The following is a 21,887-nucleotide window of genomic DNA, read 5'->3' as shown; positions in this document are numbered from 1 at the left end:
CAGCTGTTACTGCTTTTTTTGAATTATGCAAGGTATAAACGCGGAGCCGCTTACCCTTGGAAAATTTTGCTTTTATGCGAAAAAACTGGAAAAATTAGAAGGTGAAGAGTGGGTGAAGGGTCTGTGTAACTCTTCACCCGCCGAAACTATTGAGTGATAGGGGTTTATGCATGAAAGGTGAAGGGTGAAGAGTGTATTTGAGATTGCGTTTTTATCCTTTTCTTCCGAAATCGGCAGGAATCTCGCCCCATTTCTTTGTATCCCATTTCATGATAGGTACGGTAACAGGATGGGTGCGGAGCCAGTTTTCGGCACGGGCAATGACCTGATAGAGCCGCTCGGTCTGAGGAGTGCGAAGCAACTTGGTCTTGCATTGCTTCTTGTTTACCCAGATTTGGGCATTTACGCTATCGCTGTAGATTACCTTGCCGGTAATGCCCTTCTGTGCCATCAGGGCGAGGGCGTGGACGATGGCGAGGAACTCGCCGATGTTGTTGGTGCCGTGGATAGGACCATAGTGGAAAACCTGAGCGCCAGTCTGAAGGTCGATGCATTGGTATTCCATCGGACCCGGATTTCCGGAACAGGCGGCATCTACAGCCCAGGCATTTGCCGTAACTTCATTGGGTAGAGGGAGAACTGTATCGTTTCTCCACGAAGGAGGATTGACGGGCATATTACTCATATTTTTCTGATTTTTGTTGCTTGGTTGATGAATTTTGGAGAATAATGGCCTTTATAAATAAATTTTTTGGACTTTTATATCTGTAGAAGTATACGAACCTCTATAAATGTGAAATGAGCAATCCCCAGAGTCTGGCTCTGGGGCTGCTCATTATCTGTCAATAGTCATTATTCGATTGTAGGTTATTATATCTTATGTAAAAATTACATTCTTTCTGGTACCTCGATGCCGAGCAGAGCCATACCATTCTTCAGAATCTTGGCAACATTGGCTGCAAGAACCAGGCGGGTAATCTTCTCAGCCTCGCTCTCAGCATTCAGGATGCTGTAGTCGTGATAGAACTGGTTGAATTCCTTGGTCAGCTCGTAGCAGTAGTTAGCAATACCGCCAGGGTTATAGTTGTTGCCGGCATCAGCTACGGCTGCAGTGAAGTCGTTCATCTTCTGGATGAGGTCAATCTCCTTCTCGTTGATAGGAGCATCTGCGCCCAACTCTGCAGGAATCTCGATCCCCTCGGCAGCAGCCTTACGCATGATGCTGCGGATACGAGCGTAGGTGTACTGGATGAAAGGACCTGTATTACCGTTGAAGTCGATACTCTCCTCTGGGTTGAAGAGCATGTTCTTGCGGGCATCTACCTTGAGGATGAAGTACTTCAACGCTCCAAGACCCACGATGCGTGAAATCTCCTGGCGCTCTTCCTCGCTCATGTCCTTGAACTTGCCAAGGTCATCACTTGTCTGGCGAGCGTCCTTGATCATCTCTGCCATCAGGTCATCTGCATCTACTACGGTTCCCTCGCGGCTCTTCATCTTACCGTTAGGCAACTCTACCATACCGTAAGAGAAGTGAACCAGGTCCTTACCCCACTTGAAGCCGAGGCGGTCGAGCAGGATAGAGAGTACCTGGAAGTGGTAGTTCTGCTCGTTACCTACTACGTAGATCATCTTGTCGATAGGGAAGTCCTTGAAGCGGAGGTCGGCAGTACCGATGTCCTGAGTCATGTAGACAGAAGTACCGTCAGAACGGAGCAGGAGCTTCTGGTCGAGGCCCTCGTTGGTGAGGTCTGCCCATACAGAGTTATCGTCCTTGCGGAAGAAGAGACCCTTCTCCAATCCTTCCTCTACCTTCTTCTTACCCTCAAGGTAAGTATTTGACTCATAATATATCTTGTCGAAACTTACACCCATCATCTTGTAAGTCTCGTCGAAGCCAGCGTAAACCCAGCTGTTCATCTTCTGCCAAAGTGCACGAACCTCAGGGTCGTTGTTCTCCCACTTCACGAGCATTTCGTGAGCCTCCTTAATCAGCGGAGCCTCTGCCTTTGCCTTCTCTGTGGCAGCTTCCTCGTCCATACCCTCCTTCATGTACTGAGCCTTGAGCTCTGCGATTTCCTCACGATAGTGCTTGTCGAAGGCTACATAGTAGTCGCCGATGAGGTGGTCGCCCTTCTTGCCTGAAGTCTCAGGAGTTTCGCCATTGCCCCACTTGAGCCAGGCGAGCATAGACTTGCAGATGTGGATACCACGGTCGTTAACGATGTTTGTCTTGATTACCTTGTTGCCGTTAGCCTCCATGATCTGAGCCAGAGACCAGCCGAGCAGGTTGTTGCGCACGTGACCGAGGTGGAGAGGCTTGTTGGTGTTAGGAGAAGAGTACTCGATCATGACGAGCGGGCTATTCTCAGTAACAGGTTTCTCGCCGAACTTAGGGTCAGCGTTGATGGTGTTCAAGAGTCCTACCCAAGCGGCAGGAGCGATAGAAAGGTTGAGGAAACCCTTTACTACATTGAAGTCTGCGATAACGTTAGCGCAGTTCTCCATCAGGTAGTCACCAATCTCGAGTGCAGTTCTCTCAGGAGTCTTCTTTGACATTTTGAGGAATGGGAATACGACGAGGGTAAGGTTACCTTCGAAATTACTCTTGGTCTTCTGCAGGGCTACCATCTTTTCTGGTACGTCCTGACCATAAAGCTCCTTCACCGCCGCGATGACAGAGCTGATGATTTCGTTTTCTATCTTCATTATCTTTATATCTTTTTTACCGGTAAATATCTTTTCTTTATGCCCGCACAAGGATCATTTGCATCCCCTTGTTGTCTAAGCGGCTGCAAAATTACAAATAATAATTGGATTGTGCAAAGAAAAGCGATATTTTCTTTATCCTTCGAGGATAATTTCAGCCACGTCTTCCGGCGAATTCCAAAGGATTCCATCCTGCAGCTCATCGTTGGTAAATCCGTTGAGCGCTTCCTGTGCCTCCTTGGGAGTGATAGCTGGAGTTCCGTCCTCGTTCTTAGCATCGAGCAATGCCTGTAAGATGGCTGCTCTGTATTCTTCGATTGTCATCATAATTTTTGTGTTGTTTCGTTGTTCATTTTGTCGTTTTGATGGTGACAAAGGTAATGTTTTTTTTCGAAAACTCCAAACTTTTTGTCATTTTCTTTCGGAGAATATAGAAAAGTTTTAAATTTTCACGTATTTGAAATGTGAAACGGCAGGAGTGTTAGCTGTTGTCTTGCTTTTCCAGATAGAATGTAACATGGTAGCCGGAGAGACTGTTGTCGGATAGTCCCAGTTCGATGTTCTGCATCATCAGCATCTGGCGGGAGAGGGATAGTCCGATGCCTGTGCCGGATGATTTGGTGGTGAAGAACGGGATGAAGATTTCCCGTGCCACATCGGCAGGAATCGGTTCGCCGTTGTTGCTGAACAGCAGGATAGGGTGGTCGTTCCTGCTCATGCGGACGTCGATGTCGGTGGCATGGGCTTCGATGGCGTTCTTGGTAAGATTGATGAATACCTGGCGCAGCATATTATGGTCGGCCTCCAGCGTGGCATTCTGGGGGAGGGAAAGGTGCCAGCTGAGGTCGGGATAGAGCGCCTTGATGCTCTCCAGGAAAGAGGCGAGCGGAAGGGGTTCTACGACGGGAGCCTGGAGCAGGGTGAGCTTGCGGTAGCTATCCACGAAGTTGGTGAGCGACTTGCTGGTGTCGTGAATCGCCTGAATGCCTTCCTCGTATTCGCTTCCCTTGATCTGCGGGTTGCTGAGATAAGCCTGGCAGATGCTGGAGATGGGAGCCGTGGCGTTCATGATTTCGTGGGTGAGTACACGGGTCAGCTTTTGCCAGGATTCCACTTCGTGTCTGGCTACGAGGCGGGCAATATCGCCCTGCATGTCGTTGAGTGCCTGCTGCAAGGCTCTTTCGCCAGGCAGCAAGCCCGAAGTGGGGAGGCGGAAGGCGTAATCGCCATTTCTTACAGCCTCACGCATCAGGAAGGCACGCGCCTTCAGCCTTCGCTGATGGCGAAAGAACAGATAGATGAGGCCGCTCAGGATGAAGCAGATTCCACCTATTAAATATATAAGTTTAATAATAACCATAAAATAGTATGTTTATCTCTTCAGTTTTGCATAGAGGGTTTGTCGGGTAATTCCGAGCATTTCGGCTGCACGCGAGATGTTGCCGTGGCATTTATCCACGACCTTCCGGATGTAATCGTTCTCGAAATTTTCCAAGGTTGCCACTTCCGTATTGTTGTCGATGGCGTCCTTGAGCACCCTTATCAGTTCGTCATTATCCCAGGGTTTGGTGACGAAATCGGCGGCTCCGCTTTTCAATCCCTTGATGGCTAGCTGCACGTCGGCAAAGGCGGTGATGAGTACCACGGGGATGTGGGCGTGGAGCCGGCGGAAGGTGCGGAGCCAGAGCAAACCGTCCTGTCCGCTGTTTACGCCGAGCGAGAAGTTCATGTCGAGTAGGATGAGATCTACCTGCTCCTGTTGCAGCAGCGTGGGGGCGGTATCGGGGCGAGGCAGGGTGAGAATCCGTTCGAACGTATTGCTCAGACAGATTTTCAGCGCCGTGAGTATCGACGGATTATCGTCGATGACAAGAAGGGTTCCGTATTTCATATCTTTTATTTTTTTTGTTTGCAAAAGTACGCTTTTTTCCCGAAACGACAAACAAAAACGGGGCTGTTGTGTGATAATCATACAATAGAGTGTATGAATTTCATACAATCCACCTTCCGGGCTGCCGGAAATCTTGGCAGAAAACGGGAGAAGCCGTAACTTTGCAGCAGCTAACGAAAACAGGGAGATGGTATTCTTCCTTTATCGTTTGATTTTAGTGAAACAAAAAATAAATGAGTATATGATGAAAAGTTATGTGAAATTCTTATCACGCAACAAGCTTTATGCCACCATAGAGGCCTTGGGCCTCTCGGTGGCACTGGCTTTTGTGCTGATACTCGTTTCCTACGCTACTGCAGAGTACCGTGTGGGAACGAATCTGAAACAGGCTAAGGAACTCTATGTAGCAGGTTCCGGCGATTATCTCGGAATGACCTGGGGCACAGCCAAGGAGTTCTTTCCTTCCATCCCGGAAATCAAGGGATGGACAAGATTTGGTGAATATTATGCTCCGCAGGGAGCCATGATAGATGGACAGTATTATGAGGCAAAATATCTGGCTATCGACCCGAACTTCTCCCAGTTTATGGGTTACAAATGCCGTGGTTGTGCGCCTGATCATCTCCTTTCGGATGCTCATCAGGCGATGGTTTCGGAATCGTTTGCCAAGAAAGCCTTCGGTAATGCTAATCCTATCGGCCGCACCATCCAATGCGATAAGCTGCAACTGAAGGTGGTGGGAATCATGGAGGATTTCGACCGTGAGGACCTTCTTAACCCATACGATATTTTCGTGTCGATGAAATTGATAGAAGCTCAGGCTCAGGCGATGGATCAGTTTGGCTCTTGCATCACGGTAGCGCGACTGGCAAAGGAAGCCGACCCCGAAAAGGTGAGACAGACCTTGCTCGGCAAATACATGAACTACTGGAAAGATTGGAAAAAGGAATCGGATGGAGTCACCTTCATGTGGGGTTGCCAGTTTGTGAGATGGGACCAGATTCATTTTACGCCTGATAGTGTCGATATTTTCAAGCATGGCAATCGTACTCTCGTGAATATCCTTCTGGTCGTAGCGCTGGTTCTGCTGCTCTCAGCCTTGTTCAATTACATCAATCTTACGGTGGCTCAGATTGGCAACCGTGCGAAGGAGATGGCTACCCGAAGACTGCTGGGCGAATCGGTAGGGGGCGTGATGCTGCGCTATCTCAAGGAGTCGGCGCTCTTCACGGCAGTCTGCTTCCTGTTGGGCTTGTTGATTTCCTGGGCATTTATCCCGTTATTCAATTCTATGTTGGATACGAAAATCGACCTGTTCCATTCCTTCGACCTTCTGTGGTTCCTGCCGTTGGCTTACGTCATCATTTCCATCTTTGCGGGAATCCTTCCTGCCATCGTGGTTTCCCGTTTCAATCCGATAGATGTGGTGAAGGGAACCATCCGCATGCGCAGCAAGATGTGGTTCAGCAAGATATTTATCGTAGCCCAGAACGTCATCAGCATCACGCTGGTAGTGATGGCGATAACGATGATGCTCCAGATGAAGCATCTTGCCGATTTGCCGTTGGGTTATCAGACGAAGGATATGGTTTCCATCTTTTCTTCCTTGGATGGTTCACCGGAGAAGATGGCTATTCTCAAGAACCGATTGAAAGCGCTTCCTGAGGTGGAAGAGGCAACTTACGGCAACGCCAATCCTATCAGCAGCTGGGGAAATGGCGTGCATGATGACAACGAAAAACTGATAGGAATGCTCCGTATGTTCTTGGCTGATTCCACGGCGATGAAGATGCTGGGAATCAGGGTGATTGAACAGTATTGCGAGCCAGCCTATGGCAAGATTTGGGTAACGGAAGATGCGAAGCGTGCCTATGGCGTTTCTGCCCACAAACCTTGGTTCGGAATGAGACTGGAAAACGGAAAGCATGAATACGAGGTTTGTGGCGTGATTGCCGATTATCATAGTGGAGATGCGCTGAGCGAGAATGAGAAAACGGAGCATAATGCCATTGGAGTCATCACCCCGCAGCAGGGTGGATGGGTTGTTCTGGTGAAAACCCGTGGTAATCATACCCAGGCGCTGCAGGCTATCCGGAATACCTGCAAGCAGGTGGCTAAGGAATTGGTGGGTGTTCCTACGGAAATGGAGGCGGAGTATATGGATGATACTTTGAAGAACAACCTCAAGGACAAGCATAACATGATGGTGCTCATCATCACCTTCATGAGCATCTCTATCCTGATTTCTGCCCTGGGTCTCTTCGGAATGTCGGTTTATTACGGCAACCAGCAGAAGCGCCAGATTGCCCTGCGCAAGGTGATGGGTGCTTCGATTGGGGATGCGGCTTGGCAACTGGCTAAGAGATTCCTCGTCAGTTCGCTGGTGGCTGTGGTCATCGCCATCCCTATCTGCGTGAAGCTGATGCAGACTTATCTTATGGATTTCGTCCATCGCATCTCCTTCCCTTGGTGGGTGTTGCTGGCTGGTGCCGTCTTTACCTTATTAATAGCCTTTGTTTCGGTTATCGGCTGCACCCTGCGTACGGCGATGTCGAATCCGATAGACAGCATCAAGGCTGAATAATGAGTCATAAACTTTAAAAAGATTTCTAACGATAAAAAGTTTTTTACGATGATACGAACAGAGAATTTAACTAGAATATTCCGCACGGAAGAGGTGGAAACCATCGCCCTGAACGGCGTAAACATAGAAGTAGAAGATGGTGAGTTTATCGCCATCATGGGGCCTTCGGGATGCGGCAAGTCAACCTTGCTGAACATCCTGGGCTTGCTGGACAGTCCTACGGAGGGCAAGTATTGGTTGAATAACGAGGAAGTGGGCCATCTGAAGGAGCGTGAGCGCACCGCCTATCGCAAGGGTCGCATCGGCTTCGTGTTCCAGAACTTCAATCTTATCGACGAACTTACCGTTGAGGAAAATGTGGATTTGCAGCTGAAATACCTCGGAGTGGGAAAGGCGGAGCGCAAGGAGCGCGTTCTCGAAATTCTGAGAAAAGTGAAGCTGAGCCATCGTGCCAAGCATTATCCTCATCAGCTTTCGGGCGGTCAGCAGCAGAGGGTTGCCATCGCCCGTGCCGTGGTGGGAAAGCCTAGCATCATCCTTGCCGATGAGCCTACGGGTAACCTCGATTCCAAGAATGGTATGGAAGTGATGCAGTTGCTCAGCGAACTGAATGAGGAGGGAACCACCATCGTGATGGTGACGCACTCCAAGCACGATGCTACCTACGCCAGTCGCATCATCAATCTGTTTGATGGACAAGTGGTGGATGCGGTGAATGATCAGCTTTGATCTTTGGTTTCGAATGATTAGCTTTGATCTGCGGTTTACTGTCCAACAATTAGACGGTGGTGTCTAATTGTTGGACAGTTTGTTTAATGATGGTTTTTATTTAATGGCTTGATTATCAGGAGAAATGCTGTTTTGGCACGGCTCTTGTCCTTATCATGCCAAAATGAAGAAGATTATGAAAAGAATAGGAATATTGATAGGATGGTTGGTCTGGGCGGCTGGCGTCTCGGCACAGAGTTGGAGCCTTGACGACTGTATGAAATACGCCGTGGAGCACGCCACGGAGGTGAAGCGGGAGGTGGTTAATGCCCGTCAGCGCAAGCAGGATTACCAGCATGCTGTGGCAGGATTCCTGCCAACTGTATCGGGAGGCGTGCAGGGACAGTATGCCTGGGGACGAAACATCGACCCGGAAACCAATACTTATAATAATGTAACGACATTCAACAACTATTATCAGCTTTATGCCGAACTGAATGTCTTCGATGGTTTCGCCACCATCAACGCCTTGAAGCAGGCTAAGTTGAGCCGGGATTATTCAGCCACGGCGATGCAGAAGATTCAGGATGATAGAGCCATCGACGTGATGCAGAAATATGTGGATGCTGCCTATGCTGAGGCAAGCATTCAGATAGCAAGCGAGAAACTGAACGAAAGCAAGCGGATGCTGGCTAAAATGCAGCGCCTGTATGAACTGGGCGAAAAGGGGCGCCCGGATGTGGTGCAGATGGAATCGCAGGTGGCAGAAGATGAATACAATCTTACGCATCAGGAGAATGTGGCAAAACAGAGTCTGCTAGCCTTGAAATCGGCGATGAATTTTCCGGTGGATGAAGAACTGAAATTGGAACAGAAGTCAGGAAATAAAGAGGCTTCTGAATCTGGAGTAAACTACGAAACCGTTTACCAGGGCTTCCAGAATATTTCTCCTGATTTGAAGTCGGCAGAATACGAAGTGGAGCGGGCACGGTATGATTATAAGATAGCAAAAGGCAGATTGCTGCCATCACTCTCTCTCGGTGGCGGCATTTCTACCAACTATTATAAGAATCTCTCTCAGAAAGGGCAATACGATGGGTTTGCCTCGCAGTTTCGCAACAACCAGGGCGAATACCTCGCATTGACCCTTTCCATACCTATTTATAATAGCGACCGATGGCACAGCGTGAAGAAAGCTCGTAACGACTGGCAACTGGCGCAGGTGAACCTGGAGGAAACCAGGCGCAAGCTTCACGACCAGATAGCCCAGGCGGTAATGGATGCAGAGGGTTACGCCAAGGAGTTGCATCAGATGCAGAAGAAGGTGGCCTCCGATTCGCTCGCCTATCACATGTCGAGCCGGAAGTTTGAGGAAGGAATGCTTTCCACCTTCGATCTTCATACCGCAGCCCAGACGCTTCTGGAAAGCAAAATCAAGGAACTCCAGATGCAGATGCTGCTCATCATCAAACAGAGATTGGTTGCTTATTATCAGGGAGAAAATTTAATAAGATAAATTATGGATATAAAGATAGAAAAGAAAAAATATCTCGTGCCTCGCAAGTATTGGGCATGGATTGGCGGAGGAGCGGTTTTGATCGCAGTCCTCATTTGGTTGGGATTGAGCAATTTCTCTTCCACCCTGAAGGTGGATAGGAAGGGATTAAGCATCGGAACCGTGGAGAAGGCGCAGTTCAACGATTATGTTTCGGTGGATGGACAGGTGGTTCCTATCTCCGTGGTGCAGATCAGTTCTGAGGAAGGTGGTATTGTTCTGGAGAAAGTGGTGGATGAAGGTGCCCACGTGAACAAGGGCGATGTGATCGTGAAACTGAGCAATTCGAATCTCGACCTGGAGATTCTGAATGCCGAAAGCGAACTTGCCGAAAAGCAGGATATGCTTCGCAACACCCAGATTTCGATGGAGCAGGACCGTCTGAACAACAGTAACGAGGAACTGTCGCTTTCGCAGGATGTCATTACCAAGCGCCGTTCCTATCAGCATCAGGAGGCGTTGCACAAGGAAGAACTCAATTCGCGCGAGGAGTATCTCAAGGCAAAGGAAGATTACGACCTTGCCGTCAAGAAGCATGCGCTCATCAGCAAGCGATTGAAGAAGGATGCACAGCTCCGCCGTTCGCAGATGGATCAGATGGGCGATAATCTGGAAGCCATGCAGAAGAATGTGCAGCTGGTTCGCCAGCGCAAGGAGAAGCTGAACATCCGTAGTACCATTTCGGGCGAAATCGGCTTGCTAGATGTGGAGTTGGGACAGAGCATCCAGGCTGGACAGAAGATTGGAGTCATCAACGATCTCAGCGATTTCAAGGTGCAGGCGCAGGTGGATGAGCATTATATCGACCGGGTAAAACCGGGGCTTACAGCCACTTTCGACCAGAACGGCAAGCATTATCTCCTGCAGGTCCGCAAGGTTTATCCCGAGGTAAGAGACGGCAGGTTCCGCATCGACTTCATCTTCAAAGGCGTTCGCCCTGGCAATATCCGAACCGGTCAGACTTATTATGTAGATTTGCAGCTCGGTCAGTCGAAGCAGGCAATAATCATCCCTAAAGGCACGTTTTATAGTGTAACGGGTGGTCAATGGATCTTCGTATTAGACAAGAGTGGCAAGAAGGCTTATCGCCGAAAGATCACCATCGGTCGCCAGAATCCTCAGTATTATGAGGTGATTGAGGGCTTGGAGCCGGGTGAGCAGGTTATCGTTAGCGGCTATGAAGCCTATAAGGATAATGATGTATTAGTTTTTAATTAGTAGTGATTAGTTAGTAGTGATTAACTAGTAGTGATTAGTGATAAATTGGGCTAACGCCCTTGAAACAGGATATTTGATATGAATCATATTATTAACGCATTCAAGAATCTGCCTCGAAGGGGCCAGCACAATTTTGTGAAGATTTTGTGTCTGGCGCTCGGATTGGCAATCAGTTCGGTAATTATTGCCGAGATTTATTTCGAGCAGACTTACGATACGTATTTCCCAGGATGGGAGAGGACGTATCAGATATTTGAGATGTGCAACAATCAGGGTAAGACTACGACGTTTAACCAGACTTCAGGAGCCATTGCCCAAGGTGTGAAGCAATATGCGCCTATGGTGGAAGTTGCCACCAGTACTACAAATTTTTGTAACGATGCCCAATGCAAGTTGGAAGACCAGAACATCGTGTCTGCCAATATCATGATGGCAGACAGTTGTTTCTTCGATGTCTTTCCGCAGAAGATGTTGGTAGGCAAGGCTCGCCAGATATTATCACAGCCCTTGTCTTGCATCATCGACTCGAAGACGGCAGCCACGATAGGCGGCAATGTGGTGGGCAAGCATTTCACGCTTCCCAATTATCCTGGTACTACCTTTACCATTAATGGCGTTTTTGAGGCTTTTCCTTGGGGCTCGTCCTTGCATGGCACGCAGATGATTCTGTCTATGTCCAGTGTGCCATACGTATATTCTTACGATGGCAGAAACAATTGGATAGGAAATGATAGCTATATGTCATACATCCGGTTGGCAAGGGGGCATGATGCAAAAGAACTCAAGCCTTATGTGGATAAGATGCGTCAAGACAAATTCTCGTTGGAGGAGATGAAAAAAATGGGAATTGAAATGGACTACGATTTCACGGTATTGAGCAATGTTTACACCCAAGACCCCTACGTCAAGAAGATGGGATGGATTATGTCTATTGTCGCTTTTGTCCTCCTTTTCACTTCGGTTATGAATTATCTGCTTATCATTGTGGGCAATCTGGTAAGCCGCTCGCGTGAGATGGCAGTTCGCAAGTGCTATGGAGCCAAACCTAAGAACATTCATTCCATCATCTTCTCCGAGGCTCTGGTGCATGTGGGTTTGGCGGTTGTTCTTGCTGCTTTGCTCGTATTCCTTTGCAAGGGAACCATCGAGAATTTCCTTTCTGCTCCGATAAGTACGCTGATTATGAATCGGGGCTGTTGGATACTTATTACGATTTGTCTTCTGGTGCTGCTGGTAGGCGGCTTACTGCCAGGTTGGCTTTACAACAAGATTCCAGTTGCCATAGCTTTCCGTGGTTATAATGAGAACCACAACCGATGGAAACTGGCCTTGCTGGGTATTCAGTTTGTTATCTCGGGTTTGCTGTTCAGCTTGCTCTACATTATCAATAATCAGTATCAACTGATGCTGAGCACCAATCCCGGCTATGATTACGATAATGTAGCCATCGTTACAGTAAATGCCAGCAATGCCAACCAGCGCAACCAAAGTTTTGCCGAAATCAAGCGAATGCCGAATGTAAAGGAGTGCTGTTCCACTTATCATATTCCGCTCAATGGATACGGCAGAAGCGGAAATATGGTTGGAACGCCTGGTGATGATACTAATACCTTTAACATCATAGATATGGAAGGTGTGGACGACAATTTCTTCAAGATGATGAATATCCCGATAGTACAGGGTACGTTCTTTACAGAGCGCAATGACAGTTGCCGTCAGGTGATTATTGATGAACGGGGTGCTGAGAAACTCATCAATATCTGGCATTGGAAAGATGGTGTAGTTGGCAAGCAGATTACTTGTACAGGGCATGATGAATACGTTTTCACCATCTGCGGCGTATGTAAAAACATTCGTTGGGGTGATATGGCTACAGATGGCGACGACATGAAGAATTTTCCAGCGCTGTATTTCTATGCTCCCAAGACGGCTTATTACATGCTTGTGAAGTTTAATGAACAGAAAGACGAATCGTTGTCGGAGTTGCAGCAGAAGGTGCAGTCGTTGTATCCTAACAATCAGGTAATAGTGACGAGTTATGCTTCTGAATTGGCTAGCCAGTATTCCTCCCAGCTCAGTTTACGCAACGGAATCCTGGTAGCAGGCATCGTAACGATGATTATCGCCCTCTTCGGATTGGTGGGCTATACGAGCGATGAGGTGAACCGCCGCCGTAAGGAGATTGCAATCAGAAAGGTGAACGGAGCGAAGGTGAAGGATATTCTTCGCATCTTCCTGAAGGACATTATGAAGATTGCCTTGCCTTGCATCATCGTGGGCGACTTGGGGGCTTGGCTGATAGCCAGACAATGGCTCATGTCGTTTAGCGAGAAGATTACGATGACGCCTTTGTTGTTTATCGGCGTTACCATCATCTTGCTCGTCATCATCGGGCTTTCCGTCATCATCAACTGCTACAAGGTGGCGAATAGTAATCCGGTGAAATATCTCAAGGATGAATAAGTCTCCCACAGATTTTCACAGATGACACAGATTTAAGGGCGTATGCCCTAATTTAACATTTAACACTTAACATTGAATAAAATGATAAAAGTAGAGAATCTTTGCAAGTCATTCCGCACAGAAGATGTGGAGACGATTGCTTTAAATAACGTATCTTTCACAGTAGAAGACGGCGAGTTTGTCGCCATTATGGGACCATCCGGTTGCGGCAAATCCACCTTGCTCAACATCCTCGGTTTGCTCGACAACCCAACTTCGGGAAAATATTTCCTGGGTAATCACGAGGTGGCAAACCTGAAGGAAAAGGAGCGTACGGATGTGAGAAAGGGAGAAATCGGATTTGTGTTCCAGAGCTTCAACCTGATAGATGAATTGAATGTAGAGGAGAACATCGAGCTTCCTCTTACCTACCTCAACATTCCGAAGGCGGAGCGCAAGGCAAAGGTACAGGCGATTATGAAGCGAATGGCCATCAGCCATCGTGCCAAGCATTTCCCTCACCAGCTTTCTGGTGGTCAGCAGCAACGAGTAGCCATCGCCCGTGCCGTGGTCTTCGGTCCGAAACTCATCCTTGCCGATGAGCCTACGGGTAACCTCGATTCCAAGAATGGAGCCGAGGTAATGCATCTGCTTACCGAGCTGAACCACGAGGGCACAACCATCGTCATGGTAACGCATAATGAGCATGATGCCAAGATAGCCCATCGCACTATCCGCCTGTTTGATGGACAGATTGTGGAGGAGGAGGGCAATCAGCTTTAGTGCTTCTGTCACTTCTGAGCGTATGACGCTATGCTTCATTAGAAGAGGAATGTCATAAATCGCTTGGTATTAGCTTCTTTCTGCTTCAGCTCTTCTTCCATTCTCTGTATTGCCATCTTGAAGAAGAAACGGATGAGGTGCTCGTCGGTTGCTTCCGTACGAATCATACGGAGGGCAGAAATGTATTCCTGGCGGGCTTCGGATGGGATGATGAGGAGAGGATGATTCAATCTTAAGAGAATGTAGTTGCTGATGAGTCGTCCTGTTCTTCCATTCCCATCACGGAACGGATGAAGATATTCGTAGAAGCCATGGAAGCGGGCGGCAAGAATCATGGGATGAACGGCAGCCGAAACGATGGCTTTTTCGGTAGATTCCAACAGCTTGGGAACTCTGGCGATGAGTTCTTCGTGGTCGCCAAATACCGTATCGCCTGCAGCCATGTCCGTGGTGGTGTATTCGCCCGGAATGGCTTCTGGAGAACGATAGGAAAGCGTATGGCTGGTAACCCGCCTGTTGATTTCTTTCAGAAAATTCTCGTCGAGTGGATGCTGCGTGTTTTGCATCATGTACTCAAAGGCTTCGAAGTGATCAAGCATTTCGAAAGCCTCGAAAAGAGTCTTTCCGGCAGGAATCATCCCCAGGCCTTTCTCCTTCAGTTCCCGGGTATCATCTACGGAGAAAGAGTTGCCTTCAATGGCGCACGAATGGGTAGAAAAGAGTACTTCATTATATTTGATGTACTCTTCTCTATCCATTTTATTGATGATGAGGGTTTGATATTTTCCTCTCAAATCCTCGTATTCCTTGATTTCCTTTTCGAATGCCATAATCTTCTGTAAGTAATTATTTGACTAACTTTAATATGTTTTTTATAAAATCGTGTGATAAGCCAATAATTTCCAGGATGTCATTTTCGGAAATTTCGTAGGCGCAGTTGTAATCGGCTTTTTGCCTTAACTGGAACATACGGGCGAGAAAACTGCCATAAGAGATATCTACGATACCAGTCTTTACGAAGTGTAAGCTGAATTGGGTGTTAATGCCGGCATGAGTGTGGGCATTAACACCTTTTGCTATGAATAGAGCTTGTACGGCATGGAAGCAGGCATAATAATAGCGATTGGCTGCTAAATCCCAATGCTTTAGTTCAACCATTTCATCTGCTTGAGTTAAAAAGCGCTTGGCTTTTTCTACTTGCAGACTGATTAATGTGTTTTTGTTTACTTGATCCATAACTTTTATATTAAACTAATGCCGTCTCGATTTACATTCTCGTAAAAAGGGGTGAAGTTATACGATTCCCATTCTTTCTTTGTGTAAAGAATGGGATTGATTTCTGTGCCGAGGTCGCAACCTAACAAGACAAACGGGTAACTTACTTTGTCATAGTCTGTTTGTTCCAGCTTGTCTTTATCTAAAAGGATAAGAATGTCCCAGTCTGAATCGTTGCGAGCATCACCTCTCGCTCTTGATCCATACAATATAGCCTTGCTTCCTGAAGGAATAGCAGATTTAGCTATATCTTTTATCTTTAATATGGTCTTATCGTCTGTTGACATAAGCTTAATCTTTTATAATGGCAAAGATATGGTAAAAAAGCGAAAGCGCCAAACTTTCCTCCCCAAAATTATACTTTTTTATGGGATGATGATGCGGAAGGTGGTGATTCCCTGTGCCTTGTCCTGATAGAGCGAGAGGCTGCCGCCGCTTACTCGCATAATCTGGCGAGAGAGGGAGAGACCGATTCCGCTTCCTTCCAGCTTCGTGGTGAAGAACGGGATGAAAATGTGGGAGGCTACATCTTCGGGGATGAGACTGGCGTTGTTGCTCACGTCGATGATGATGGATTCCTGGGCGTTGGCATAGGCTTTGAGACGGATAAATGCCTTCTTGCTTGCCGCGGATTGCAAATCCGCGGAGCGGCATTCCTGCTTGTTCCTACCCTGCTCATTTCCATCTTGCTTGTTTCTTTCTGCAGATAACTTTCCCTTTTCCCTGAAAGCTTCTACGGCATTCTTCAGAAGATTCGTTACTACGTGAGAGAGGAGGCTCTCATCGGCATAAACCAGCAAATCCTTGGGAGAAACTTCTATCTCTACTTCGTGGTTGCAGAGCAGCGCCATTCTTTCCAGAAATGGCTCCACATAGAAGAGAGCAGGCTGAGGCTGGGGAACATGGGTGAAACGGCGATAGTTGTTGACGAAAGCCAACAGTTCGGTTCCTGTTTTGTGGATGGTTTCCAAGCCTTGCTTCAGCTTCGCTTGCTCAGCAGATTGTGGCTTCTCTGAAATCTTCATCAATTTGTCTGGAGAATGTAAATCATCAGATTCGTTATCTGCAATCAGCAGCTCCTTGCTGCCCAATTCTTTCAGTAGAGTTTCGCTCAACGAAGTAACCGGTGTGATGGTATTCATGATTTCATGGGTCAGCACACGAATCAGTTTGATCCAAGAATCCACCTCCTGATTGCTCAGCTCGTGGCTCACGTCGCTCAGGGCGATGATGCGCACGTGCTTGTCTTTCAGCATGGCTTGCGTCTCATGCTTTGCCAGGTGTTCATCCTTGAGCTTTCCTTTTACCTGGTTCATGTGGGTAAGCACATCCGTATCGAGCAACCGGAGGGCAGCCTGATTATGTTGCAGGATGTTGTCGTGACTATCCACCACCAGGATGCCCGTATCCACCGCATTCAGAATCTGCTCGTAATATTTCTCCCGATCCATCTGCTCCTCTCTCGTATGTTGCAGGAAGAGCTTGATTCGGTTGAGGGATTGATGCAGAATCTTATCCTCCTTAAACCCCTTCTCCGTAGGAAAGTTGAAGGAGAAATCCCCATTATCTATCGCATCAAAAAGGAAGGTTACCTTCTTGATGTTCCGGCGATAGTGGCGGTAAAGGCGAATGTAACCCACTACAGCCACGAGCAAAAGCACGATAATTATAATTAGTTTATAATCCATATCGCTTAATCTTATTATAAAGCGTTTGGCGGGAAATACCTAACCTTGCAGCTACCACCGACAGGTTTCCCTCACATTCCCTGATGGTTTTCTCTATCATTCGGCTCTCCATCTCGTCGAGCGTCTGAACCTCTTCCAGGGGCTTCTCTCTTTTCTGCTGGTTTCCGCCGTCAATATCTTCGGCAGAAATCATTCCGTCATCAGATAGAATCACGGCTTTCTCGATGGCGTGCTGAAGTTCACGGATGTTGCCGTACCAAGGCAAACTGGTAAGTTTTTTCTCAGCTTCTTCCGAAAGACGGAGATTCACCTTATTATATAAATCGCCATATTGACGGAGGAATCTTTCTGCCAATGGAACGATGTCTGATTTTCTCTGTCTCAGGGCAGGCAATTCCAGATGGATGGTATTGATGCGATAGAGCAGATCCTCTCTGAATTCGCCATCGTTTACCATCTGCTGCAGGTTGCGGTTGGTGGCGCAAACCAGTCGCACGTTGATGGGAATCTGCGTACTTCCGCCCACTCTTACGATGCTTCTGCGTTGCAGGGCGGTAAGGAGTTTTGCCTGAAGACCATAGGATAGGTTTCCTATCTCATCCAGGAAGATGGTGCTGCCGTCGGCAAGCTCAAACTTGCCCGGTTTATCCACCTTGGCATCAGTAAAAGCACCCTTCACATGACCGAAGAGTTCGCTCTCGAAAAGGGTTTCCGTAATGGCTCCCATATCCACAGGCAGCATCTTTTTCCCACATCTTGTGGATAAACGATGTATCTCGTTGGCTAACACCTCTTTACCTGTTCCGTTTTCGCCCGTAATGAGGATATTTGCATCGGTTGCAGCAACTTTTTCCACAATACTTCTTAAATTGTTCATAACTTCGCTATCTCCCCAATACATAGCGCTTTGCGCATCTTTTCCACCAGGTTTTCCACCATTCTTGTTGATAACGTTATCCACAGCCTTGTTCTTATCCCTAGCCTCTACAAGCGTACGGATCATCTTCTCGTTTTCAAAAGGCTTCACGATGAAGTCGGCGGCACCTTCCTTGATGCCTGTTACGGCAAGTTGGATGTCGGCATAGGCGGTAAAGAGCACCACTTCGGTTTTCGGGCTGAGGCTCTTGATTTTCCTGAGCCAGTACAATCCCTCGTTTCCCGAATTGATTCCGCTGGAGAAGTTCATGTCGAGCAGCACCACGTCGGGGTGCTCCTCTCTCAGCTTGGCTGGGATGGAGTTAGGGTTGGCGATGGTGATGATGCCATCGAATATGGGTTCCAGCAGCATCCTTACCGTAGTAAGAATGTTGCGGTTGTCATCAACAATCAATATCGTTCCTTGTTTCTTTATCATGGTGCAAAGTTACGAAATATCATCGGAAATGGGTAATGATTGTCTAATAATTAGACGAAAAAATGCAGATAAAGGCATCAAAAGTGGCAGGAAGAATATTTTTTGGTGAAATCAAATGGCAAGTTTCCCGATTATTTTTGTACTTTTGCAACATTATTTTAAAAATAAGCGTACCCGATTCCAGGGGGATGTTGTATTATGAACAAAGTAGAATCATAAAAACAAGAAAAATGATGAAAAGAACGACTTCCCTTATACTGTGTCTTGTCTTGAGCATTTCCCTATTTGCTCAAAGCAGAGGTGTGACCTTTCAGGTGCATAACGAAACGCTTACTTCCGTATTGAAGAAGATTGAAAAGGCGGGCGAGAAAAATATCCTCTTTGCCTATCAGGCTACCGACCAATATCGCGTTACAGCCAATATCCAGGCTAAGCGACAGAAGGAAGCCCTGGAAATGGTGCTGCAAGGGAAACCTTTCTCCTTCGTAGAGCACAACACCTATTTTGCCGTTCAATACACGGGCAAGACAACCCGGGTGGAACAGATCAAGGGCCGCGTGGTGGATGAGCACCAGCAGCCCCTGCCTTTTGCCAACGTGGTGTTGATTTCCTCCGTCAGCAAGGCTTATGTGGCCGGTTGCGTAACGGCGGAGGATGGAAGTTTCGTGCTTCCTTATGCCGATAAGGATGTGATGCTGAAGGTTTCTTTTGTGGGCTATAAGTCGCAGATTCTGGCCTGCAAGCCTACCATGCACATCGGTCTGCATCCCGACACCCAGCAGCTGAAGGCGGTAACCATCAAGAGTACCCGCCCCAATGTGGTGTATAAGGACGGCGCCTTCTCTACCCTGGTATCAGGTACCATCCTGGGCGAACTTGGCTCTGCCGAAGATATGATCAGCCAGTTGCCCTTCGTTTCGGGTGAAGCAGGCAGTTGGGAAATCATCGGTCGTGGAGCGCCCGAGATTTATCTCAACGGCAGGAAACTGGAGAATCTGAACGAACTCAAGCGATTGAGCGCCAAGGATATTCTGAAGGCAGAAATCGTTACCGTTCCCGGAGCACAGTATAGTTCCAAGACCAATGCTGTAATCCGTCTGCGTGCCGTTCGCAAGCGCGGACAGGGCTTGAGCGGAAGCCTTTATTCTGAATATATGCAGGGCCGTTATTCGCCTCATACTTTTGATGATGTGCAGTTGAACTATCGTACGGGCGGACTCGATATCTTCGGCGAAGTGGGAGTGGGATTGAATCGCTCGCACACCACCGCCCATTCCGAAACCCAGCTCCATACTACCAGCGACTGGGAATTCAACAGCCGTAGAACCACGAATGCCAATAGTGGAGACATTCTCCTGAACACGGGATTCAACTATGAGATTTCCGAGAAGCAATCGCTGGGTATGCGCTATGAGACAACCAATATAATAGGTAACAACTACACCCACAGCTGGGGAGCAACCGATGTGTGGGAGGATGGCAAACTGACGGAAAGCATGGGCGTAGATCTGTTTTCGAAACGCAAGCCCCATTGGTCGCATAGCGTGAACGCCTATTATAATGGTGATTTCGGCAAATGGAACATCAATTTCAATGGCGACTTCTATAACAAGGTGAGTCAGAGGTCCCAGACGGCGATAAACGACGGACAGCTGGATGCGGAATCAGAGAGCAAGGTGAGGAGTAATCTCTATGCTGCCAAGCTGGTGGTGTCGGGACCTTTGTGGAAGGGTAGGCTTTCCTTCGGAACGGAAGAGATGTTTACCAACCGCCACAACGACTTCACCCAAAGCGGCTTTTCTGCCGATGCCTTCAATCACATCCGTCAGTCTATCTATGCCGGATTCCTGGAGTATTATCTAAGCATCGGACGCATGAACTATGGTGCCGGTTTGCGATATGAATATCAGAAGACCGATTATTACGAGAAGGATGTGCTGCAGGCAGAACAGAGTCCCAGTTACAGGGATTGGATTCCCTTCGCATCCATCGGCTACAGCAAGGATAATCTGAATCTTGCCTTCTCCTATCGTCTGAACAAGTACAGTCCTATCTACGTCATGCTTCAGAGCAGCATCGACTACGAAAGCAAGTACGAGTACAAGTCCGGTGACCCTCATCTCAAACCTCAGAAGCAGCACAGTTTCAACCTATCGGGCAATTACAAGTGGCTGTCGTTCATGGCTTACTACAACTATGTACTTGATATGTACATGACCTGGTACAAGCCTTACGACGAGGTGAACCATCCGAGTGTGCTTTTGGAGACGATGGCTTCGGTGCCTCATTCCTACTATTGTGGAGCCAATATCCGTGTGGCGCCTTCGTTTGGAATCTGGTATCCTAACCTCACGGCGAGTGTCTACTACAGTCATGATAATGTAGATCATCTCAATATCCCCGAGTTTGGCAAAAACCAGCCTCAGTTTACATTCAGCATGAACAATAATCTGAGGCTTCCCCACCGGTGGTTCATGAATCTTTCGGGCAATGTCGGCACGAGGGCGGAGATGGGAATCGGAATAAAGAAATGTATGGGCAACATGCAGTTCCGGGTTTCCAAGAATTTCATGAAGAACGATGCCCTCAAGGTGGTGTTTGTATTGCAAGACCTTTTGCATACAGGATATTATTATTTCGAGGCAAACGGCACGCAGTCGCATCGCACGTTTACCCGATACGCAGATAATCAGAAAGTTGGCATCTGTGTGAAATACACATTCAATGCAACGAGAAATAAATATAAAGGTAGTGGCGCAGGACAGAGCGAAAGACAACGACTTTAAGCAGCTATTCCTGGAAATGTATCCTCGATTGGTGCGTTATGCCGTGTCCCTTTTGGGAGACGGCAACGAGGCCCGTGACGTTGTGGGAGATGTTTTCGAGAAGGCGTGGAACCAATTCTCCTCCTTGCAGATGGAAACAAGGAGGAGCTGGCTCTATGCATCGGTGAGAAATGCCTGCCTCAACTGGCTCAAGCACCAGCAGGTGGAACAGACCAACGTAGAGGCGCTGATAGAGGCTACCCGGTATGATATGAGTACCCGGTATGAGGAGCACGAGCGACTGTTGCAACAGGCGGAGCAGATAGCGAGGGAGCTGAAGGAACCCACCTGCACGATACTCCGCCTCTGCTATTTCGAGCATCTCACCTATCAGCAGGCAGCCGATAGGCTGGGCATCAGTCCCAACACCGTGAAGAAGCATATTTCCAAGGCACTCGCCATCTTGCGCGAGCGAATGATGCATACAAACATAGAGAATTAGGAGGAAAAAGAATGACTAAAAAAGCAAAAAATAGCAGATTTGGGCTTTTGTTTTGAGTTTCAGGTGGTTGTGGCAGTTGTTGGCTTTAAGTGACGTTCGTGAGGAAATGCGAAAATGGCGGATTTGAGAAGTAGAAACGCTTTCAAGTCATTACCTCAAAGAAACTCTCTAATAAGCATTTTTAACGGCTTCGGTTTTTACTTCTCAATTCTGCACAGGTTGTGAATTTGCCATGCAACTCTCATGGTTTAATTTTGCACAGAACAAAAAGCAAGGAATTATGAGAAGTACATTCAAGACAGTCTTCTATGTAAACGGAAGCAAGGAGAGAAACGGAATTGTCCCTATCATGGGACGTGTGACAATCAACGGAACTATCGCACAGTTCAGTTGCAAGCTGAGCGTGACCAAGG

18 protein-coding genes and 1 pseudogene are annotated in these 21,887 nt (G+C 47.7%); 9 read left to right on the top strand and 10 right to left on the bottom strand.

Annotated elements, in window-relative coordinates; all coding sequences use genetic code 11:
* Positions 1-211 precede the first annotated feature (211 nt).
* From F7D73_RS02030 to F7D73_RS02010, 5 genes are all read right to left on the bottom strand, one after another.
* On the bottom strand, positions 212-685 hold the full coding sequence (locus tag F7D73_RS02030; RefSeq protein ID WP_153122055.1) for an RNase H family protein: 474 nt from the start codon (positions 683-685) through the stop codon (positions 212-214).
* 203 nt (positions 686-888) lie between these two features.
* Positions 889-2,709, bottom strand: a complete 1,821-nt coding sequence (gene argS, locus F7D73_RS02025; RefSeq protein WP_153122054.1) for an arginine--tRNA ligase — start codon at positions 2,707-2,709, stop codon at positions 889-891.
* 135 nt (positions 2,710-2,844) lie between these two features.
* Positions 2,845-3,036 carry a hypothetical protein gene (locus tag F7D73_RS02020; protein WP_153122053.1) on the bottom strand — a complete coding sequence of 64 codons (192 nt, stop codon included), beginning with the start codon at positions 3,034-3,036 and terminating at the stop codon, positions 2,845-2,847.
* 154 nt (positions 3,037-3,190) lie between these two features.
* Positions 3,191-4,069 carry a sensor histidine kinase gene (locus tag F7D73_RS02015; protein ID WP_153122052.1) on the bottom strand — a complete coding sequence of 293 codons (879 nt, stop codon included), beginning with the start codon at positions 4,067-4,069 and terminating at the stop codon, positions 3,191-3,193.
* 12 nt (positions 4,070-4,081) lie between these two features.
* Positions 4,082-4,600: a DNA-binding response regulator gene (locus F7D73_RS02010; RefSeq protein WP_153122051.1), complete on the bottom strand. Its 519-nt coding sequence runs from the start codon at positions 4,598-4,600 to the stop codon at positions 4,082-4,084.
* A 241-nt stretch (positions 4,601-4,841) separates the two neighbouring features.
* On the opposite strand from F7D73_RS02010, the gene F7D73_RS02005 reads away from it, so the two are divergent.
* From F7D73_RS02005 to F7D73_RS01980, 6 genes are all read left to right on the top strand, one after another.
* A complete protein-coding gene (locus tag F7D73_RS02005; RefSeq protein ID WP_194256815.1) occupies positions 4,842-7,184 on the top strand; it encodes an ABC transporter permease in 2,343 nt (780 codons plus the stop codon).
* A 48-nt stretch (positions 7,185-7,232) separates the two neighbouring features.
* Complete coding sequence (locus tag F7D73_RS02000) at positions 7,233-7,913, top strand: ABC transporter ATP-binding protein (RefSeq protein WP_089543309.1); 681 nt, start codon at positions 7,233-7,235, stop codon at positions 7,911-7,913.
* A 175-nt stretch (positions 7,914-8,088) separates the two neighbouring features.
* Positions 8,089-9,408 (top strand): TolC family protein, encoded by a 1,320-nt coding sequence (locus F7D73_RS01995; RefSeq protein ID WP_153122049.1) that lies wholly within the window; start codon positions 8,089-8,091, stop codon positions 9,406-9,408.
* Between the two features lie 3 nt (positions 9,409-9,411).
* Positions 9,412-10,665, top strand: a complete 1,254-nt coding sequence (locus tag F7D73_RS01990) for an efflux RND transporter periplasmic adaptor subunit (RefSeq protein ID WP_118311190.1) — start codon at positions 9,412-9,414, stop codon at positions 10,663-10,665.
* 78 nt (positions 10,666-10,743) lie between these two features.
* Positions 10,744-13,128: an ABC transporter permease gene (locus F7D73_RS01985; RefSeq protein WP_153122048.1), complete on the top strand. Its 2,385-nt coding sequence runs from the start codon at positions 10,744-10,746 to the stop codon at positions 13,126-13,128.
* 81 nt (positions 13,129-13,209) lie between these two features.
* Positions 13,210-13,890 (top strand): ABC transporter ATP-binding protein, encoded by a 681-nt coding sequence (locus F7D73_RS01980; protein WP_153122047.1) that lies wholly within the window; start codon positions 13,210-13,212, stop codon positions 13,888-13,890.
* A gap of 38 nt (positions 13,891-13,928) precedes the next feature.
* Here F7D73_RS01980 and F7D73_RS01975 read toward each other — a convergent pair whose 3' ends face one another.
* The 5 genes from F7D73_RS01975 to F7D73_RS01955 all read right to left on the bottom strand — a co-directional run bounded on the left by F7D73_RS01975 (position 13,929) and on the right by F7D73_RS01955 (position 18,207).
* The gene (locus tag F7D73_RS01975; RefSeq protein ID WP_118085870.1) at positions 13,929-14,720 is read right to left on the bottom strand and encodes a Fic family protein; all 792 of its coding nucleotides are present in this window, start codon (positions 14,718-14,720) and stop codon (positions 13,929-13,931) included.
* 16 nt (positions 14,721-14,736) lie between these two features.
* Positions 14,737-15,126: a HEPN domain-containing protein gene (locus F7D73_RS01970; RefSeq protein ID WP_153122046.1), complete on the bottom strand. Its 390-nt coding sequence runs from the start codon at positions 15,124-15,126 to the stop codon at positions 14,737-14,739.
* A gap of 5 nt (positions 15,127-15,131) precedes the next feature.
* Positions 15,132-15,452 (bottom strand): nucleotidyltransferase domain-containing protein, encoded by a 321-nt coding sequence (locus F7D73_RS01965; RefSeq protein WP_022111204.1) that lies wholly within the window; start codon positions 15,450-15,452, stop codon positions 15,132-15,134.
* 78 nt (positions 15,453-15,530) lie between these two features.
* Entirely contained in the window at positions 15,531-16,853 is a 1,323-nt protein-coding gene (locus tag F7D73_RS01960; protein WP_153122045.1) for a sensor histidine kinase, read from the bottom strand.
* The gene (locus tag F7D73_RS01955; RefSeq protein ID WP_153122044.1) at positions 16,843-18,207 is read right to left on the bottom strand and encodes a sigma-54-dependent transcriptional regulator; all 1,365 of its coding nucleotides are present in this window, start codon (positions 18,205-18,207) and stop codon (positions 16,843-16,845) included. The genes F7D73_RS01960 and F7D73_RS01955 overlap by 11 nt, the downstream gene beginning before the upstream one ends.
* A gap of 230 nt (positions 18,208-18,437) precedes the next feature.
* Here F7D73_RS01955 and F7D73_RS01950 point away from each other — a divergent pair, with 230 nt between their 5' ends.
* The 3 genes and pseudogenes from F7D73_RS01950 to F7D73_RS01940 all read left to right on the top strand — a co-directional run.
* Positions 18,438-20,993, top strand: coding sequence for an outer membrane beta-barrel family protein (locus F7D73_RS01950; protein WP_194256813.1), 2,556 nt, complete (start codon positions 18,438-18,440; stop codon positions 20,991-20,993).
* Positions 20,932-21,474 (top strand): RNA polymerase sigma-70 factor, encoded by a 543-nt coding sequence (locus F7D73_RS01945; RefSeq protein ID WP_153122042.1) that lies wholly within the window; start codon positions 20,932-20,934, stop codon positions 21,472-21,474. Before F7D73_RS01950 ends, F7D73_RS01945 begins: the two co-directional genes overlap by 62 nt.
* 280 nt (positions 21,475-21,754) lie before the next feature.
* Positions 21,755-21,887, top strand: a pseudogene (locus F7D73_RS01940) (site-specific integrase); the annotation flags it as partial.

The sequence above is a fragment of the Segatella copri genome (genome assembly GCF_009494395.1).
Classification (GTDB): domain Bacteria; phylum Bacteroidota; class Bacteroidia; order Bacteroidales; family Bacteroidaceae; genus Prevotella.
The sequence above is the reverse complement of the archived record's forward strand: the minus strand, read 5'-3'. Positions and strand labels throughout refer to the sequence as shown.

Bases quoted from the DNA above. Each gene is read 5' to 3' on its own strand.
- F7D73_RS01945 (WP_153122042.1), top strand. From the start codon at position 20,932: ATGCAACGAGAAATAAATATAAAGGTAGTGGCGCAGGACAGAGCGAAA.
- F7D73_RS02030 (WP_153122055.1), bottom strand. From the start codon at position 685: ATGAGTAATATGCCCGTCAATCCTCCTTCGTGGAGAAACGATACAGTT.
- F7D73_RS02010 (WP_153122051.1), bottom strand. From the start codon at position 4,600: ATGAAATACGGAACCCTTCTTGTCATCGACGATAATCCGTCGATACTC.
- F7D73_RS01970 (WP_153122046.1), bottom strand. From the start codon at position 15,126: ATGGATCAAGTAAACAAAAACACATTAATCAGTCTGCAAGTAGAAAAA.
- F7D73_RS01955 (WP_153122044.1), bottom strand. From the start codon at position 18,207: ATGATAAAGAAACAAGGAACGATATTGATTGTTGATGACAACCGCAAC.
- F7D73_RS01980 (WP_153122047.1), top strand. From the start codon at position 13,210: ATGATAAAAGTAGAGAATCTTTGCAAGTCATTCCGCACAGAAGATGTG.
- F7D73_RS02005 (WP_194256815.1), top strand. From the start codon at position 4,842: ATGATGAAAAGTTATGTGAAATTCTTATCACGCAACAAGCTTTATGCC.
- F7D73_RS02000 (WP_089543309.1), top strand. From the start codon at position 7,233: ATGATACGAACAGAGAATTTAACTAGAATATTCCGCACGGAAGAGGTG.
- F7D73_RS01975 (WP_118085870.1), bottom strand. From the start codon at position 14,720: ATGGCATTCGAAAAGGAAATCAAGGAATACGAGGATTTGAGAGGAAAA.
- F7D73_RS02020 (WP_153122053.1), bottom strand. From the start codon at position 3,036: ATGATGACAATCGAAGAATACAGAGCAGCCATCTTACAGGCATTGCTC.
- F7D73_RS01985 (WP_153122048.1), top strand. From the start codon at position 10,744: ATGAATCATATTATTAACGCATTCAAGAATCTGCCTCGAAGGGGCCAG.
- F7D73_RS01995 (WP_153122049.1), top strand. From the start codon at position 8,089: ATGAAAAGAATAGGAATATTGATAGGATGGTTGGTCTGGGCGGCTGGC.
- F7D73_RS02015 (WP_153122052.1), bottom strand. From the start codon at position 4,069: ATGGTTATTATTAAACTTATATATTTAATAGGTGGAATCTGCTTCATC.
- argS (WP_153122054.1), bottom strand. From the start codon at position 2,709: ATGAAGATAGAAAACGAAATCATCAGCTCTGTCATCGCGGCGGTGAAG.
- F7D73_RS01990 (WP_118311190.1), top strand. From the start codon at position 9,412: ATGGATATAAAGATAGAAAAGAAAAAATATCTCGTGCCTCGCAAGTAT.
- F7D73_RS01950 (WP_194256813.1), top strand. From the start codon at position 18,438: ATGATGAAAAGAACGACTTCCCTTATACTGTGTCTTGTCTTGAGCATT.
- F7D73_RS01960 (WP_153122045.1), bottom strand. From the start codon at position 16,853: ATGGATTATAAACTAATTATAATTATCGTGCTTTTGCTCGTGGCTGTA.
- F7D73_RS01965 (WP_022111204.1), bottom strand. From the start codon at position 15,452: ATGTCAACAGACGATAAGACCATATTAAAGATAAAAGATATAGCTAAA.